This window comes from Rothia sp. HMSC071F11, from assembly GCF_001809115.1.
Taxonomy (GTDB): domain Bacteria; phylum Actinomycetota; class Actinomycetes; order Actinomycetales; family Micrococcaceae; genus Rothia; species Rothia dentocariosa.
The window spans coordinates 37385-55227 of record NZ_KV795754.1; the positions used below are offsets into that span (position 1 = coordinate 37385).

18 protein-coding genes are annotated in these 17843 nt (G+C 59.0%); all 18 read left to right on the forward strand.

Going from position 1 to position 17843, the window contains the following annotated elements:
* The first annotated feature begins 92 nt into the window (after positions 1-92).
* Entirely contained in the window at positions 93-527 is a 435-nt protein-coding gene (locus HMPREF2554_RS04315) for a lysozyme (protein WP_246826000.1), read from the forward strand.
* A gap of 745 nt (positions 528-1272) precedes the next feature.
* Entirely contained in the window at positions 1273-1632 is a 360-nt protein-coding gene (locus HMPREF2554_RS04320) for a nuclear transport factor 2 family protein (RefSeq protein ID WP_070554156.1), read from the forward strand.
* Between the two features lie 1166 nt (positions 1633-2798).
* On the forward strand, positions 2799-4214 hold the full coding sequence (locus HMPREF2554_RS04325) for an MFS transporter (RefSeq protein WP_070554158.1): 1416 nt from the start codon (positions 2799-2801) through the stop codon (positions 4212-4214).
* Between the two features lie 539 nt (positions 4215-4753).
* Positions 4754-5728, forward strand: coding sequence for an AfsA-related hotdog domain-containing protein (locus HMPREF2554_RS04330; protein ID WP_070554160.1), 975 nt, complete (start codon positions 4754-4756; stop codon positions 5726-5728).
* Positions 5729-5743: 15 nt separating this feature from the next.
* Complete coding sequence (locus HMPREF2554_RS04335; protein ID WP_246826001.1) at positions 5744-6397, forward strand: HAD family hydrolase; 654 nt, start codon at positions 5744-5746, stop codon at positions 6395-6397.
* 39 nt (positions 6398-6436) lie between these two features.
* Complete coding sequence (locus HMPREF2554_RS04340) at positions 6437-6937, forward strand: ester cyclase (protein WP_070554164.1); 501 nt, start codon at positions 6437-6439, stop codon at positions 6935-6937.
* A 124-nt stretch (positions 6938-7061) separates the two neighbouring features.
* The gene (locus HMPREF2554_RS04345; RefSeq protein WP_048754943.1) at positions 7062-7826 is read left to right on the forward strand and encodes an SDR family oxidoreductase; all 765 of its coding nucleotides are present in this window, start codon (positions 7062-7064) and stop codon (positions 7824-7826) included.
* 116 nt (positions 7827-7942) lie between these two features.
* A complete protein-coding gene (locus tag HMPREF2554_RS04350; protein ID WP_004005620.1) occupies positions 7943-8200 on the forward strand; it encodes an acyl carrier protein in 258 nt (85 codons plus the stop codon).
* Positions 8197-9438: a beta-ketoacyl-[acyl-carrier-protein] synthase family protein gene (locus HMPREF2554_RS04355; RefSeq protein ID WP_070554166.1), complete on the forward strand. Its 1242-nt coding sequence runs from the start codon at positions 8197-8199 to the stop codon at positions 9436-9438. Before HMPREF2554_RS04350 ends, HMPREF2554_RS04355 begins: the two co-directional genes overlap by 4 nt.
* Complete coding sequence (locus HMPREF2554_RS04360) at positions 9435-10616, forward strand: AfsA-related hotdog domain-containing protein (protein WP_070554168.1); 1182 nt, start codon at positions 9435-9437, stop codon at positions 10614-10616. The genes HMPREF2554_RS04355 and HMPREF2554_RS04360 overlap by 4 nt, the downstream gene beginning before the upstream one ends.
* Before the next feature lie 18 nt (positions 10617-10634).
* The gene (locus HMPREF2554_RS04365; RefSeq protein ID WP_070554170.1) at positions 10635-11588 is read left to right on the forward strand and encodes a 3-oxoacyl-ACP synthase III family protein; all 954 of its coding nucleotides are present in this window, start codon (positions 10635-10637) and stop codon (positions 11586-11588) included.
* A 125-nt stretch (positions 11589-11713) separates the two neighbouring features.
* Complete coding sequence (locus HMPREF2554_RS04370; RefSeq protein WP_070554173.1) at positions 11714-12763, forward strand: thiamine pyrophosphate-dependent enzyme; 1050 nt, start codon at positions 11714-11716, stop codon at positions 12761-12763.
* The gene (locus HMPREF2554_RS04375; protein ID WP_083295604.1) at positions 12760-13839 is read left to right on the forward strand and encodes an alpha-ketoacid dehydrogenase subunit beta; all 1080 of its coding nucleotides are present in this window, start codon (positions 12760-12762) and stop codon (positions 13837-13839) included. The genes HMPREF2554_RS04370 and HMPREF2554_RS04375 overlap by 4 nt, the downstream gene beginning before the upstream one ends.
* Before the next feature lie 11 nt (positions 13840-13850).
* Positions 13851-14504 (forward strand): biotin/lipoyl-containing protein, encoded by a 654-nt coding sequence (locus HMPREF2554_RS04380; protein ID WP_070554175.1) that lies wholly within the window; start codon positions 13851-13853, stop codon positions 14502-14504.
* Positions 14501-14950: a MaoC/PaaZ C-terminal domain-containing protein gene (locus HMPREF2554_RS04385; RefSeq protein WP_070521891.1), complete on the forward strand. Its 450-nt coding sequence runs from the start codon at positions 14501-14503 to the stop codon at positions 14948-14950. The genes HMPREF2554_RS04380 and HMPREF2554_RS04385 overlap by 4 nt, the downstream gene beginning before the upstream one ends.
* Positions 14943-15752 (forward strand): enoyl-CoA hydratase/isomerase family protein, encoded by an 810-nt coding sequence (locus tag HMPREF2554_RS04390; RefSeq protein ID WP_070521894.1) that lies wholly within the window; start codon positions 14943-14945, stop codon positions 15750-15752. The genes HMPREF2554_RS04385 and HMPREF2554_RS04390 overlap by 8 nt, the downstream gene beginning before the upstream one ends.
* 45 nt (positions 15753-15797) lie before the next feature.
* A complete protein-coding gene (locus tag HMPREF2554_RS04395; RefSeq protein ID WP_141744366.1) occupies positions 15798-16589 on the forward strand; it encodes a 4'-phosphopantetheinyl transferase family protein in 792 nt (263 codons plus the stop codon).
* Between the two features lie 313 nt (positions 16590-16902).
* A complete protein-coding gene (locus tag HMPREF2554_RS04400; RefSeq protein WP_070554177.1) occupies positions 16903-17766 on the forward strand; it encodes a MetQ/NlpA family ABC transporter substrate-binding protein in 864 nt (287 codons plus the stop codon).
* Positions 17767-17843 lie beyond the last annotated feature (77 nt).

Genomic DNA, 17843 nt, shown 5'->3' on the forward strand with positions numbered 1-17843 from the left:
CGGTGGGGACCGGAACCTCTTAATGAAATCGTAATTATTCTTCAGAGGAGTTGATACCAATGCATCAGATATCACCTGAAGGAATTGCCTTCTTGAAAGAGAAAGAAGGGTTCAGGGGCGACGCCTACTACGATGTGGCGGGTGTTCTCACGATCGGTTACGGGCATTCAGCCTATGCGCCCAGCATTGAGCAATACCCCGTTTATGAGGGGCAGCATATCACCGAAGAAGAAGGGGAGGAGATCCTTCGCGCAGATTTGAAGCCTACCGAAGCCGTTGTGAATTCTGCCGTTACTCGTGAAATTACTCAGAAGCAATACGACGCGCTCGTGTCATTCACCTTCAACCTGGGCGCGGGTACCTTTAAGTCGAGTGATGTTCTCGAACTCACGAACCAGGGAAATTATCAGGCTGCCGCGGATGCTATGCTGCAATACTCGCACGCTGGCGGAGAATTCATCCAGGGGCTGTACAGGCGCAGGGAGGAGGAAAGGGCTATGTATCTTTCTTCGCTTCCCCAAGCATAAGATTCAGTGCGGTACGATGTCGGGGTTGCCTACCATGATGGGTTCTTGGGGAAAAGCTCCAAAGCTTCCGAATCGGTGGAGACCCCTGACTGGCTACTCAGAATAGGTAGTGCGTGATCTGGTCTAACGGATACGCTCTACAAGACTATGAGGTTCCAGAAACACTCACTATGAGCCCATAGATTCTAGCGGGGGAGGAACAGACTTCGGTCTGTTTCTCCCCCGCTTCGTGGTACATAGCAGACAGACACACCGAAAATTTTGGGGCGTAACGCATCCCAAACGCTGGGCAATCCTTGGATTTATGTGCCTTGCGCTCGTGGTGACGGGCCTAGATTCCCTGATTGTCGCGGCCACCACCCCCTCCGATGGGGAGGTAGGGCTGCAGGTCACCGGTGAGTAGCTGCAATGGTTTGTGGCGGCGTATTTACTCGCCTTCGCGGCACCGCTGCTTTTCTTTGGCGGATTAGCCGACAGCGTTCGTGACTCTCACCCCACCGCAGAAGTCCTGGATCAAGCACTTATAGCCGACAGCTTTATCTATCGATTATGCTGCAGAGGATCTTGCCTATGACCGTACGGTCGATCGCCGCAAAGTGCACCGGATTTAGGTGCATAAAGGTTTAGGTGAATTATATATGTAGTTATTACCCTAATAACGGGAATATATCTGTTATGGTTAAGTGGGTGGGTTGCCCACACCACATCTTTTCGTCTGTTATATTTTAGTGAGGAGACTAAACGAATGACTACCAAGCAGACCGTTTTGGATTATTTTGCATCTATCCATGCCGGAAACTGGCAGGATTACATTAGTGATACTATGGCCTACGGCTTCAACACTACAGAACAAAAACTCAACAAAGACGAATACTTTCAAAGTGCGGGAAGTTTCTATGATGCTACCACAAAAGTTGAGCTTTCTCAGCTTATTACCGAAGGAGATAAAGCAGCCGTCATAGCATGTTACACCGCGCAATCTCCTGCCGGTGCCACGCGAATTTTTGAGGTTCCTGAATTTTTTACCGTAAAAGATGGTAAAATTGTAGCGTCGACCATTTTCTTTGATGGTCCTGCATTTATGGCCTTCATGAAGGATGAATAATTAATTTATATTCAGGTGCTTCATATAGTATTAATATTTTTAATATAAGTTAAATATTTTTGAAAAGTAGGTTATCTCCACCTAAGTCTTTTAGGTAGGAGTAGCCTACTTTTGTATTTTAATATTTATAATGTGGATTATACATACTCCGACATGCACTGTTCTCCACTGTTCAAAGAGCGTTATTTATAAGGCTAGTCAGCACCTCTAACCACACATGAAAAACAAACGGCTCCTCATCAGCCGACATATGATGGATCCTATAAAACCAACTAACCCATCAACACACCCTAGGAGAAACCGTTGCCTCCTTACCGTACCACCGGAGTAACCGCCTACAATTGGTCACCCTCTTAGCCTCCCTGACGAGCATAGGGTTGGGGTGGCTGAGAACTAAACCCATAAGCTCACCCTCACCAAGACTTTAGAAAGTCACCCTGCTGTATCTGAGGTAAAGCCACACCGAAGAAGTTTGAGCTGAAGACTTTGGGGGGGGCACCAAGACCGACAAGCACCTGAACCGCTATACACCAACCATCGCCCGGTGGTCATTGAGGGCGGCAGCGGGACGATCGGATCATGCGGGATCTGGTCTGACAGATACGCTCTACAAGACTACGAGGTTCCCGGAGGACTGAGTTACTAGGCTGTAACTAAGGGCTACGTCTTTGCTGTATATCAGCTCGGCTTTGCGACCTGATCTTCCTCAGAATTCGATACGACACGCGGGCGGGTCGGTTTTCCCATAATTTTTGGTGAAACCGACCCGTTCGCATGTTGGCACCGAAAATTTTGGAGCGTAACGCATCCCACACAAGGGGTTCTCGTCGTGTGCTCGCCTTCGCTGCAGACAGCGAACGGACCGTGGTGAACGGGACGGGATTATGCTATGCGCTCAACACAACGCGGTAGGTTTATGTGATAATTGCCGGGGAAATTTGATGAAAGTATTTACAAGGAAAATATAAAAACTAAACCTTCACTCTCTCAATTCTTTTAATAATTTACAGCGACACTAATTTTGTTTCTTGGGCGGCAATAAATATATATAAATAATTGACGTGTAAATAGTGAAAATAAACGATTGACAGACCAAATTTGAACTGTATACTTGAGACATCACTGTTACATATAGCTATGTCTTCCAATCACTTCAAGGACCAAAAATGAGCGTGACTACACCCCACCCCAAGCGCTGGGCCATCCTCGGGTTTATGTGCCTAGCGCTGGTTGTGACCGGGCTGGATTCGCTCATTGTTGCGGTCGCTATACCGTCTATGGAGACTGGACTACAGGCAACGGGCGAACAATTGCAATGGGTTGTTGCAGCCTATTCACTTGCATTTGCCGCACCGCTGCTTTTCTTTGGCGGTCTTGCCGACAGAATCGGACATAAACTAAGTTTTCTAGCCGGTATGTTTATTTTGCTGCTTGGTTCAATATTGGCGGCTTTCTCTACTAATGCAGAAGTACTTATTTTTTCACGAGTAATTATGGGTCTCGGATCAGCATTTATTATGCCTTCGACCCTAGCACTTATTCGTGATATTTTTCCAGACCATGAACGTGCTAAAGCTCTCGGAATTTGGGTAGGAATGTCCTCGCTGGGTATTCCGCTCGGTCCCATCGTGGGCGGACTGCTGCTCAAAAGTTTTTCGTGGGGATCAATTTTCCTGGTCAACGTGCCTATTATTGCCGTGGCATTCTTAGCATGCCTGATGCTCGCCCCGGAATCCTCAAAAAAGCACTCTTCCCGCCTGGACTTCTTCGGGCTGATCCTCTCGATCTTCGGGCCCGCCCTGCTGGTGTACGGCATTATCGCCGCCCCGGAAGCAGGCTGGACCTCAAGCTTGACGCTGACCCTGCTGATTGCGGGTGTGGTGCTGAGCCTGATCTTCATCGTGTGGGAGCACCGCAGCGCATCGCCCATGCTCAGCCATGAGGTCTTCCGTAACCGCCGGTTCGGTGGGCCGCTGCTGACGATCTCTTCGGTATTTTTCGGGGTCTTCGGCGGGCTGTTCATCATGACTCAGCATTTGCAGTTCGTCCTAGGGCTTGACCCTTTTATTTCCGGTCTGCATATGCTCGCCATGTGTTCGGCGGTTCTTGTGGCACCGATCTCGCCCAAACTCGTCGAAAAGTTCGGGCTGGGTCCCGTCTCAGCCACCGGCCCTCTCATGGTCGCCCTCGGCATGGTGCTTCTGGCTATCAGCCCCTCGCCCAAGAGCGGGCAGGTTATGATAGCGCTCTTCACGTTCGGCCTGGGCGTAGGTTTTGGCGCCCCGGCCTCCGTGAACTCGATCATTGAATCGACCCCCAAGAAACAAACCGGCGCGGGCTCGGCGGTTGCCGATGTTGCTATGCAGCTCGGCGGCGCCCTGGGTATCGCGCTGATGGGAAGTATAGGAATCGCCACCGCAACGGCACAATCGCCCCGAGGCGTAGCCGCTGCGTGCTGGGTAGGTGCGGCAGTAGGTCTTTTGGGTGCTGTTGCCGTCTTCACCGTGCTTCCCAAAACTGGCGAACCCGCCGTCGAACGAGCGGTCGCGCCAGAACCAGAACCCGCAGCTAAGCTGCCTTAGGCCAGCTGCACATATTTTTCAACCAACCACAGACAACCATCAGAACCTAGCTTAAACTTCCGAAGCGTTCCGATGGTATCTCCTACCCACACGGTAGGGATGAAAAAGGAATGAACGCTATGAACACCGACGAAATCAGCAGAATTCATAACAGACGCCAGATAACGCACGATGCGGTGCGCTGCCTGAGCACTCGAAGCCTTCCGACACTCAGATCCTCGCTGACCCAACCTCACGGGCAGCGGTGCACCCCCAGGTATATGCCGGGATAGACAAGCGCTGCGCTTTCGGTCTTTCGCAGCCCGCATCCATCGTGAATCCGCAGGAATATCAAGGGATCATCACACCTTCACACCACAGTGACCGTACTTATATCTTTTTGATATTGAGAATCTTCACCATATTACCCGTATCCAGCGGCAGGGCATAACAACACCGATAACGCACACCCAAGGAGCTTACTCACCCGCACGCAGTAAGCCCCACGGGACCCCATAACCACGTGCAACATACACCAACCACAGCCAAAGGAGGGGGCAATGACCCTCATATACGAGTCGGCACCAGAGCTCGACGAAACTATCACGATAGACCCGGATATAGAAGATCTGCACTATGACCGTACCGTCGATCGCCATAAGGTACACCGTGCGGCGGTTTCCGAAGTTTTCCTCACGGATATTCGCCGGCAGAGCGCGCAGCATGTGCTCGTGGCGGCGCAGCTGCCCTCATCGCACAGCTTCTTTCACGACAGCATCTACAACGATGCCGAAGGAACCCCCGATGCGCTCCTGCTGCTCGAAATTGCGCGGCAGGCGACAATTGCCAGCGCCCACGAAGTTGGTGTAGACGCCGGAAACACCCTGATCTCCAACGAGTTTGGGCTCACGATTTATCCGCATGAAATCGCCGCGCTAAACCCCGAAGATACCAACCTGCTAATTCGCAACTACTTCGACTGGACCTCCATTCGGCGTGGCGCCCCGCGCTCCGGTCGGTGCTACCAGCAGCTCATCATGGGCAACCGGGTGATCGCCGAGCACTTCAGCGGCGGGCGCATTCTCACCAAAAACCAATTGCAGGCGCTGCGCAGCGAATACCGCGGCACCCCGCCGCCCACGACCGCGAACCTGCACGAGCTGACCTTCACAGACGTGCAGGATCCCATCGCCCCCGAGCGTGTGGGTAGGCGCAACCCCCTCAACGTGGTGATCTCGCAGCTGAACACCACCGAAACCCCGACGGCGCAGGTGACCCCGAACGTGGCGAATAAGGCACTTTTCGACCACGCCTACGACCACATCACCATGCAAATTTTGACCGAGGCGGCACGGCAGCTCTACCTGGCAACCCGCCCGGATAGCGAGCTCGCCCCCGAAATTTCCTCAATACGCGGGAACTTCCTGGCGTTTGCAGAACTCGATTCACCCGTGCAGATCCGTGCAATCGCGCCCGGGGAATTCGTGGTTGAACAAGATAACCGGCAGATCGCGGATTTCGCGCTCAAAAGCTAGATGACAAGGACCTTTATGTCGCCCGAATACAACACCACGAAATATGTGTGGACGGACTTCGGCGGAGTACTCACCCCGCCGGTCAGCCACACGATGCGCGTCTTCTGCCAGAAATACGGGCTCACCGAGTCCCAGCTGCGCGCGGGATTTGAGGCGGTCGCCCGCAACCACAACCTCACCGACCCGTTGGAACTCGTCGATACGCCTCTGATGAGCGAAAAAGAGTGGCTGAGTGAAATTTCCGAACAGGTCGGCGGGGCATTCCAGCTCGACACCCTCGCCGACGACTGGTTCCGCGACCGCGAGCCCAACGCATCCTGGGTGGCGTACCTGCACGAAATCAAGGCGCACGGCGTGAAGGTAGGGCTGATCTCAAATATGGTGCCCACCTGGGATAACCACTGGCGCGCCATGCTCAACGAACCCGATCTTTTCGACGATATTGTGCTGTCCTTCGAGGTCGGATACCGCAAACCGCAGCGCGGTATCTACGACTACGCCGCAGAACTTGCCGGAGTGAACCCGGCGCAGTGCATCCTCATTGACGACCTTGCGCGTAACTGCGAAGGCGCCCGTGCAGCCGGGTGGGATGCCATCGAATTCACCACAACCGAAGAGTGCGTGAAACAGCTGCACCCCCTGCTCTCACCGGCAGAGGAAACAGTTTAAACCCCGTGACCGGCAGGTCACCCAACGAAAGGAAAACCCATGGGTAAGTGGGGAAATATTATCGAAGACATGATGGCGCAGATGCCCGAAGACCTGCGCACCGTTGCCCTCGGCGTGGCTGAGATTTTCACGAACATGGATCTCGAAACCGCCCGCAAATACATTCACCCCGACTTCGTCGATCATGAGGCGAGCGAAGGCGTTGGCGGCGGCCCCGAAGGGTACCTGGCAACCGCGAAATACATGAACCAGGCGTTCTCCGATGCATCGTGGAAGCCCCAGAAGATCGTGGCAAGCGCGGACGGTCAGCACTACACCATGGTGATCAAGTTCAGCGGCGTTCATACCGGCGAGTTCATGGGTATTCCCGCCACCGGTAAGCCCTTCGAGATTCACCACCTGCACCTATTCCGTGTTGAAGACGGCAAGGCAATCGAGCACTGGGGCGGGCGCGATGAGCTCGGCCTGCTGCGCCAGATCGGTGTTCTCAACTCCGAGTACCCCACCCCCGCAGACGCCGGGCAGGCCGCCTTCGCCTAAAACACGGGCGAAACACGCATTCACGCATCCCACGTAACGCTATTGAGCACCGCGCGGCGAAGTACCACGGCATATGATACGCCGTGAACCCGCCGCAGCATAAGAACCAAACCTAAGGAGTCAGATGACACACCAGAAGCGCCCAGGATGCGCCCTCGTCACCGGAGCGTCGGGAGATATTGGCGCACAAATCGCGCTCAGACTGGCGCAGGACGGATGGAATATAGCCGTCGGCTACGCCACCGGAATCGAGCGCGCCGAAGAGGTTGCCGGGCGCATCCGCGAGTGCGGCGTGTCAGCGATGCCCATCAAAATTGACGTCACCAGCACCACCTCAGTTGATGACGCCTTTGATGCGCTCGAAGACTCGTTAGGGCAGGTCACCGTGCTAGTCAATAACGCCGGAATTCGTTCCGACGGGCTGGTTGCGGGGCTCAGCGACGACGAATGGGATGCGGCGATTTCGACAAACTTAAGCTCGGTTTTTCGTACCTCTCGGCGGGCGTTGGGGCCGATGATTCGCGCACGTTTTGGGCGAATCATCAACATTTCCTCGATTCTCGCCGGGAGGACAATCGCCGGAACCGGCAGCTATTCCGCCGCGAAAAGCGGAATTTTAGGAATAACCCGCGCGATGGCTATCGAGGTGGCGCGACGCGGGGTGACCGTGAACGCGGTATGCCCCGGACTCGTTGAAACCTCAATGACCGAAGAAGTTGAAACCTTCACCCAGTCGGTGCAGCGCGCCGTGCCGATGGCTCGCCCCGCGCAGGCACGCGATATTGCCGAGTGCGTGGCGTTCCTCGCCAGCGATCGCGCCGACTACATTACCGGGCAGAGCATTGCGGTAGATGGCGGGCTGAGTGCTCAGGCGTTTTCGCTGAACTAGGTTCGCGCTCGCCCCGAGCAAGCCCGCCGTTTGCCGGATAAGTTCACGGGTACCCGCCGTGAACAACAGATAACCAACCACAGAAAAACACCAGATAATCCGATCAGGAGAGAACCATGACTGAGACCCCCGTTAACACCGCATCTCTGGAAGAGTTCGTGACCCAGCAGGTGATCGACATGGGCGTGCCCGCCAGCACCGTCAAGCTCGACGCCAAAATCGATTCGATGGGGCTCGACTCCCTGGACGTTGTTGAGCTCACCCAGGCGGTCAAGAAGCAGCTGATGATTCCCGTCAAGCCCAAGGATTTTGAAAACGCCGCCACCCTGCAGGATGCCGTAGATATTATTCGTGAAAAGGCACAGGAGAAGTGAGTACGAGAGTAGTCATCACGGGAATCGGTGCCGTCACCCCGCTGGGTGTTGGCGCCGAGACGCTGCATGAGCGTGCCGTGGCGGGCCTGAGCGGGCTGAACGACGAAAACGAGAACGGGCTGGGCGGCAAGGTTGGGCGATGCCTCGACTTTGACGTGAAGAACCCGCTCAGTCGCCGCGAGATGCGCCGCATGGACCGGTACACTCAGCTTGCCGTGGCGGCGGCCGATGAGGCTATCGCGCAGGCGGGCTGGGGCGGCGGGCTGCCGTGCGATGCGCGGCGCATCACCTGCTATATCGGTACCGCTATCGGTGGGCTGGATACCCTCGAAACGCAGCATTTAGTGATGCATACCGAGGGCGCCGAGGAAGTCTCGCCTCTGACCGTGCCCATGATGATGGCGAACGCCGCGCCCGCGCATATTTCCATGCGCCACGGGCTGCACGGCGAAACAACCGCGATCGTCACGGCGTGCTCCTCGGGGGCGCAGGCGATCATCGCCGGGATGCGCAGTATTCTGCTGGGCGAGGCGGATGCAGCCGTCGTAGGCGGCGCAGAGGCGGGGACCACCCGGTTCACCCGCGCCATCTTCAACGCCGCCGGGGCGATCTCGCCCGACGGGAACTCGACCCCCTTCGATGAGGAGCGCAACGGCTTCAACCTGGGGGAGGGCGCCGGTATTCTCGTGCTCGAATCAGCCGAGAACGCCCGCGCCCGAGGCGCCGAGATACTGGGCGAAATCGCAGGGTACGGGCTCTCCTCGGACGCCCACCACATTACGGCGCCGAACCCGGACGGCATGTATGCGGCCTATGCGCTCAACCGCGCGCTTGAAACCGCGGGGGCAACCCCCGAGCAGGTGTCGTATGTGAACGCTCACGGCACCGGAACCGAGCTGAACGATACGACCGAAGTGAACGTGCTGCGGCAGGCGCTCGGGGATGCCCTTGAGGACATCCCGGTTTCCTCCACGAAATCGGCGATTGGGCACCTTTTCGGGGCTGCGGGCGCCGTCGAGACCATCGCCACGCTTCAGGCGCTTCGGCACGGGCAGGCACCGCCCACCCTGGGGCTGAAAAACCTGGATAAGCGACTGGGGCGGGTGCGCATCAGCGGCGAACCGCAGGATTTAGCACCCGGCACGTTCAACGCAGCCGACGGCACGCCTAAAAGGCTGGGACTCTCAAACTCCCTGGGCTTCGGCGGGCACAACGTGACCCTGGCGATACGCGCATGAGTACCCGGCAGCCTCCCGAGGGCGCGCCACTGGCGGCGGGATGTGCATCCGCAGACCCGCGATACGCGGCGGTTCTCGGATGCACCTACCATCCTGCCCCCGGCACGGCAGCCGATGCGGATCTCACGCAAGCGGAAAAACCCTCCGCCGAAGACTCGACGAACGACGGGGAATACCGCGTGTTTCTGCGGTACGATACGCGCATCGCCCCCGATGTGAGCGGGCCGGTCACGCTGAGTGTGACCGATGTGGAATACCTGCAAGACCTGCACCGCCAGGGGATCGAGGCGCTGGGGCGCGAGGCGCTCGGCGTGAAATCCGCCGACCATTTCGTGCTTCGCGGCGCCGGGCTGAGGTTCACCCCGCATGTTCTGGGCGGCGACGTTCGCGGCCCCGACACAACCGGCGCAGACGAGTCGATCGAGCTGAGCCTGCACGTTCCCGTGAGCACCATCCGCCGCAGGCGCGGGCAGCCGTGCTATGCGATCAGCGGGGCGATCACCCTCTGGGCGGGCGATACCTGCCTGGCCGAAAGCGACGGCGCGGCGCTCTTCCTCACCGCCGATACCTTCGAGGAACTGCGCGGTGAACTCGGGAACATCGCAGAAATCCAGGATGCGGCTTCCGCCGGTGGCGCATCCGCTGGACTCCCGAAGGTCGTGCGCGTGTGGGGAACGCCGTACGGGCACGTGCAGGCTGCCCCCGCGCACCTATGTGGGGTGAGCGACGCATCCCAGGTTTTGATCGGAGACGTGCGCCATAACGATACGGCTCACGGTACCGAAACCGCCCAGGAACAGGCGGAAGAGCCGCGGAAGAAAACCTCGGAACGGCTCTCTCAGAACCCGCAGGGAACCCCCGCACTAGCCCAATGCCGCATCGTGCCCACAGCCCCGCCACGGCATTTTGACCGCCCGCTGGACCACTATCCGGGGCTCATGATGGCAAGCGCAGCCCGGCAGTTCGCGGTGGCGGCGCTCGCGCATCGTACCGGGGAAGACCCCGCGAACCTGCGCGTGGCGGAAGAATCCCACGAGTTTTTCGAGTTCGTGGAGCTCACCGAGATTCCAACCCTCAATCTGCTGCGGTGCGAGAAACACCGCGACACCTATCAGACAGAGATCACCGTGAATCAGGGCGGTGCCGTTAAGGCACGCAGCCGATTCACCTTTATATAGAAATTCAAGAAAGGCACCATGAGTGTGACAATTTCGGGCGTTGGCGCCGCCGTGCCCAATGACCCCATTCCAAACAGCGAATTCGCCGCGCTCGGCGTGGACGACGAATGGATTGCCAGTCGCACCGGAGTGCGCCAGCGCCACCACCTGCGCCAGGAGCAGACTCTCGCCGAGCTGGCGCTTGAAGCGAGCGAGAAGGCACTTGCGGATGCCGGTATAAGCGCCGAAGAAATCGACTTTGTGCTTGCCGCAACCACAACCGCTGACCAGGTTTCGCCGGGGCTCGCGCCCGTCGTCGCCTCAGGTTTAGGCACCCCGCAGGTGGGCGCGGTTGATCTGAACGCCGCATGTTCCGGGTTCCTGTACGCCCTCGACTACGCCGCCTCAAAAATCGAGCAGGGCAGTATCGACCGGGCGCTCGTCATTGGTGCCGATGCGATGTCACGCCTGACTAACCCCGAGGATGCGGGCACGGCGGTACTCTTCGCCGACGGTGCCGGTGCCGCTATCGTACAGGCGGCCCCCGAGGTGAGCGAGGACGAATACCCCTATATGTGTTCGTTTGGTTCCGACGGCAGCCAGGCGCAGGCGCTGTATATTTCTGACTCCACGCAGCAGGTGGTGATGGACGGTGCCGAGGTCTATATGGCGGCGGTGGATGCGATGTCCGAGGAAATCACCTACGTACTCGACTCGTGCGGTATCGACCCGGAGAGGATCGACCAGCTGGTCTGCCACCAGGCCAACGGAAGGATTATGGCGGCGGTCGCACGGCGGCTGCGCTGGGATTCCTCCAAAGTGCTCTCATATATCGACCGGTACGGGAACACCTCTGCCGCCTCCATCCCGATTACCCTAGCCGTCGGGCAGCAGGAGGGGCACGTGAAACCGGGAGACTTGCTGGCGCTGACCGCCTTCGGGGCGGGATTCACCTGGGGCGCGGGCGTGATCGGGTTCAAAACCACCGCCTGAGCGCTGGCGGTCAGGGCGCATCCCGGTTGCGCGCAGCTAGAATCCGCCACCGTATTTCACTCTTATGCCACCCACACCCCTCATAAAAAGAGCTTTTATGAGGGGACTGACAGATAGGCGTTAACATGCCCAACAGCACACTACAATCCCCGCCGCAGCAGGTGCAGAACGGTGTGAGCGATGACCTGCTCATCACCGCCCACGCCGCCATGCTCGCGGGCAGGCACTTTAATCAGCAGGCGAGCAACCTCGCCAAACAGGGATATATGGGGGCGTACCCCTCATCCCTGGGGCAGGAGGCGTGCCAGGTTGCCGCCGCCCTCGCCTTAGAACCCGCCGACTGGCTTTTCCCCACCTACCGCGATTCGGTCGCCGTCATGAGCCGGGGTATCGACCTTGCCGAAGTCCTCTCGCCCTTCCACGGATCCTCGCACTGCGGGTATGCCCCCACGAAAACGCATACCGCCCCGGAGGCAACGCCGCTCGCCACGCATACCGCCCACGCGGTCGGGCTGGCAATGGCGGCAAAATTCGCCGGTGATTCCACGGTAGCCCTCGCGATGTGCGGCGATGGCTCCACAAGCGAAGGCGACTTTCATGAGGCGCTTAACCTCGCCGCCGTCTTCGAGGCACCCGTCGTCTTCCTCGTGCAGAATAACGGGTACGCTATCTCAACCCCCGTATCCCGGCAGATGCGCGCGGCAAGTATCGCCGCGAAGGGAGAAGGGTACGGCATGCCCGCATATCGGGTTGACGGCAACGACTTTGAGCAGGTGTACCCCCGACTGCACGAAGCCGTCGAGCGTGCCCGCGCCGGTGGCGGACCCACCCTGATTGAGGCGATGACCTACCGCATGGGGCCGCATACGACCTCCGACAACCCCGATCGGTACCGCAGCCGCGAAGAAGTCGAGCAGTGGCGCGGGCGTGACCCGCTCACCCGCATTCAGCATCAGATGTACCAGCGCCTGCCGAACGCGAAGACCCATATCGAAAACGCAATCCTGGCCGCAGAAAAGATCGCCTCCGAGGCCCGCACCAGCATGATGCAGCTGCAGATGCCCGACCCGCAGGATCTTTTCGCCCACGTGTATGCGAACCCGCCAGCAACCCTGAGCGCCGTCGCCGAAGAGTACGCACAACAGCACGCCGCGCAGAATGGAGAAAACGCATGAGCCAGCAGGCAGCAGATACTCAGGTACGCGACGCGAAGACCGCATCTGACACCGCACCTCAGGCGCCGGAATCGACCCAATCCCGCTCGGATGCGGTGCAGCGAACCTCAATGGTGGGCGCCCTCAACCTGGCCTTGGGCCACGAAATGCAGCATAACGACCGCGTGGTGATGTTCGGCGTGGACGTAGGCACCCTCGGCGGTGTTTTCCGTGTGACCGACGGGCTGACCGAACGGTTTGGCGAGGAACGCTGCTTCGACACCCCCATCTCTGAGGCGGGAATTATGGGGGCTGCGATCGGCATGGCAATGTACGGGTTCCGCCCCGTGATCGAGATGCAGTTTGACGCTTTCGGTTACCCCGCCTTTGAACAGATGGTGAGCAACCTGGCGAAAATGCGCAACCGCACGCGCGGCGATCTCTCCATGCCCGTGGTGGTGCGCATGCCCTACGGCGGCGGGGTGGGTGCCGTGGAACATCACAGCGACAGTTCGGAGGGCTACGCTGCGCATACTCCCGGGCTGCACGTGTACACCCCCTCGAACCCTTCGGACGCCTACCATATGCTGCGCCAGGCGATTCGCAGCGACGACCCGGTGATTTTCTACGAACCCAAGCGTCTGTACTGGGAAGAGGGTGACCTTGATACCTCGGCGAACCCTCTGCCGATTGGGCAGGCACGAATTTGCCGCCCCGGCGAGGACGTAACCCTCATCAGCTACGGGCCGACGGTACCGATGGCGCTTGCCGCCGCCGAAACCGCCGCCGAATACGGGTACAGCGTTGAGGTGATCGACCTGCGCACCCTCACCCCGTTCGACGAACACACCGTATGCGAAAGCGTGATGCGCACCGGCCGCGCCGTCATGGTGCACGAGGCCCCGCAGACCGGCGGATTCGGCGCCGAGGTGGTGGCGCGCATTACCTCACGCTGTTTCGACTATCTGGAACGCCCCGTAGAGCGTGTGACCGGCCTGGACGTGCCCTATCCGCCACCCGGGCTGGAACACCTGTATTTGCCGAACGAAGAGAAGATTCTGGGCGCTATCGCAACCCTCTACGCCGAGAACGACTAGGAGAAACACGCATGACTGATACACCGCACGCTTCATCCGCCCCAAGCCCCGAACCCTTACCGCCCGAGGACTCCGACGCTTCCGGCTACCCCTTCACCTTTTACCTGCCGGATTTGGGGGAGGGGCTTCGCTCGGGCGAGATTATCGAGTGGCTCATCAGCGAAGGGCAGCAGGTTGAGCTGGATCAGGTGCTCGTGGTGGTCGAAACCGCTAAATCCACGGTCGAAATCCCCTCACCGGTCGCGGGCGTCGTGGTGCGTCTGCTCGAACCGGTCGGTCAGGTTGTCGACGTGGATGCGCCCCTCATCGAGCTGCGCACCCCCACCCCGCAGACCCAGGCGCCCACGGCTGGTGCAGAAGCCCCCGCGAAGGATTCAGCCGATAAGCTCCCCGCCAAACCTGGCGCGGGAGAGAGCAAACACCTGGTGGGCAGGGGCAAAATGCCCATCAAACCAGGTGGCACCGGTACCGCGCTGCCGCCAAAATCCGCCAAAACTCAAGGCGGTAAGGCTCGTTCGGGTGCCAAAGTTTCGCCCGCCGTGCGCAGGCTTGCCCGCTCCCTCGGAGTCGATCTGAAAACCGTCACCGGAACCGGCGCAGGCGGCGCTATCACCCCCGAAGACGTACAAACCGCCGCCGATCACGCCGCCGGAGGCGCATCATGACCGCGGAACGCACCGCCGATCTGAGTGCGCGCATCGGCGAACCCCTGGGCGAAACCCCCTGGATGCGCATCAGCCAGCAGAACATCAACCGCTTTGGCGATCTCACCGGCGACACCCAGTGGATTCACACAGACCCGTACCGCGCGGCGCACACCCCCTTCGGCGGCACCATCGTGCACGGGGCGTATCTGCTGAGCCTCGCCATCACGTTCGCCGGGCAGCTGCTCCCCGCAGAGGGCACCTCCATGCTTGTGAACGCCGGGGTGAGTGCCGCCAGGTTCCGCAGCGCCGTGCCGGTGGACTCGCAGGTATGCGGCAGTGCATCAATCGTGAGCGCCGAAGATTTTGGGGATGCCACTCTCGCCGAAATTCGTGTTGCCGTTCATGTTAAAGGCCAGAGCAAACCCGCCACAACAGCCACAGTTCGGATGGTACTTCATGACTAACAACACCGCAGATAACCCCGCCGTACTCCTCGAACGCCGCGGCAGCATCGCGTATGTGACCCTGAATCAGCCCGAAAACCGCAACACCCTCAGCCGCCACCTGGCGACCGAGCTGCGCGAGGTGCTCAACCGGCTGCACGAGGACGACACGCTCAAAGCTGCCGTGCTCACCGGGGCCGGGCAGGACTTTAGCCTAGGCGGCAGCTACGATGACTTCGCCGAAGGCATGTCGCGCGAAAAAGAAGAATCCTTAGCGTACAGCCGCGACCTCGCGCGTCTGCTCGAAGACATTATTCTTGGGATCGTTGCCGCGCCTATCCCCTTTATCGCCGCTATTAACGGGCAGGCGGCGGGGGCGGGCATGTCCCTGGCGCTCGCATGCGATCTGCGTGTTGCCGAACCGCGCACCAAACTCAATATTGCCTACGGCATGATCGGGGCATCTACGGACGGCGGGATGAGCTGGTTCTTACCGCGCTACGCCGGGTTCAGCGCCGCCACCGAGCTGTTATACACCCAGCCTGTTCTGCGTGCCGCGCGTGCGCAGGAGCTTTCGCTGGTGCATCGGGTGTCGGAGCCGGGTGAGTTGAATGCATGTGCCGAACAGCTCGCGGAGCAGATTGCCGGTTCGGCCTCTCATACGGTGTGCGCCGCCAAGTCTATGCTGGCCGCGCGCTATGTTGTGGAGCTTGAGGAACATATGCACGCCGAGCACGAATTCTTCGCCCGCGGTGTGCTCACCGAGGATTTCCGCAATGCGGTGCACGCCATGCAACGGGGCGAAATTCCGTCCTTTGACTAGGCACAATACCTCAGCGGATGTGGCGGCAATAGTATGGTGAACCGCGTGAATGCAGCGTTTGACGAGATGAAGGGCACCGAGAGCTCGGACGGCACCGAAAATTCGCGGGGGCTTGAGCATATGAGCACCGCCGAGAACACGGGTGAATCGCTGATGCGAAGCCTGCTTCCGCCGGATATATGCGTGGCAGAGACCACCGGCGATTTCGGGCACCTTCGTGATGCTGAACGGGAGTATTTCGCCAGTGCCGTCCCCAAGCGCGTGCGCGAGGCGACTACGGCGCGTTCCTGCGCCCGACTGGCGCTCAAGCGGCTGTACCTGCGGGAGCCTGAGCTCACCGAACCGCCGACTGAGCCCGTGTTCGTGCCGCGCGCCGATGGTTCGCCCGCCTGGCCTGCCGGGGTTGTGGGGAGCATGACCCATTGCGCCGGGTATCGTGCGGCGGCGGTTGCCTCGGCACACCGCTATGCGGGCATCGGGATCGATGTTGAGCCCGCGGTGCCGCTCTCTGCCGCCGTGCAAGAGCTTATTGTGCGCGACGAAGAAAAGCGGTTTGCCTTTGGGGTCTACTCGAAGGTGTTGTTTTCTGCGAAAGAGGCGGCGCTCAAAACCTGGTACCCCCTGGGTTTTCGAGGGTTTGACGTGAGTGATATTTCCGTAGCCTGCGATGTCGAATCTGGGGCGGGGCGCAGGGGAGAGGATGCGCGCGGCACCTTCACGGCGCGCATCCCGACTATGCCGGATGCCCCGGTTCTACCCGGCGGTTGGGCTATCGGGGGCGGGTTTGTGGCGACTGCCGCATCCCTGTCGGTATCAAACCTACCCGCGAGCAGGTAGGATTTTGCCGACAAGGTAGGATTTTCCTACCTGCTCGTACCAAAAACCACCTGCTCGCGGAGCCGGAAGGGCACGGAACCCGAGCCTGAGAACCCGCCCGAGTCCTGGCTCACACCCTGCATGCTCCGAAATGTTAAGAAATATGACGAGCTTGACGGAGTGTGTCACGGTGGGGTCAAATAACTACCACCCACAGCCGGGGGCATGCTCTAATGGGTAAACACCCCCGGAAACCCGGGAACCACCCGCACAGGAGTTAAACCGTGCACGTGGTGGCGCATCGTAAACCCAAACAACAGAAAGTTTCATAGCCGTGAAGAAATTTGTTGCTGCACTGGCAGTTGTACCTCTCGTCTTCAGCCTCGCCGCCTGCGGTTCCTCCTCGAACGGTAACGGTAACAACAAGAAGGTCACCATCGGCGTGGTCGGCACCGAGAAAGCTAACGACGTGCTCAAGGAAGAAGCCGCCAAGCAGGGTATCGACATCGAATACCAGGAATTTACCGACTACAACCAGCCCAACCCCTCCGTGGAATCGGGCGATACCGACCTGAACCGCTTCCAGCACATCGCATACCTGGCGAACTACAACGTGAACTCGGGTAAAGACCTGCAGATCGTCGGTTCAACCAATATTTACCCCATGGCTCTCTTCTCACAGAAGCACAAGAAGGTAGACGAAATTCCCCAGGACGGTACCATTGCCATCCCGAACGACCCCGTGAACGAGGCACGCGCCATTCTGCTGCTGAAGGCTCAGAACCTGGTAACCCTCAAGTCTGACGTGCACAGCCCCACCCACGACGATATTGATACCGAGAAGTCCAAGGTCAAGGTTACCCCCGTGGATGCATCGCAGACCGTGGTCTCCCTGGACTCCGTGGACGCCTCCGTCATCAATAACACCTTCTTGGCGGATGCGGGTCTGAACCCCTCGGACGCCCTCGCGCAGGATGACCCCAACAACCCCGACGCCCGCCGCTACGTGAACCTGTTCGTGGCACAGAAGGATAAGGTAGACGACGAAACCTACAAGAAGGTCGTCGAAATCTTCCACACCCAGCCCGTGCAGGACGCCGTGAAGGAAGACTCCAAGAACACTGCAGTTGAGGTCAACCTCTCCCAGGATGAACTGAAGCAGGCACTGCAGAAAGAAGAATCGGCGCTTCGCAAGTAAAACAGACACGTGCATGAGTGCACACGGTAAATGCGGTAACCCGGAATTTCCCTGAAAACCAGGCGAAAACCGGCTTA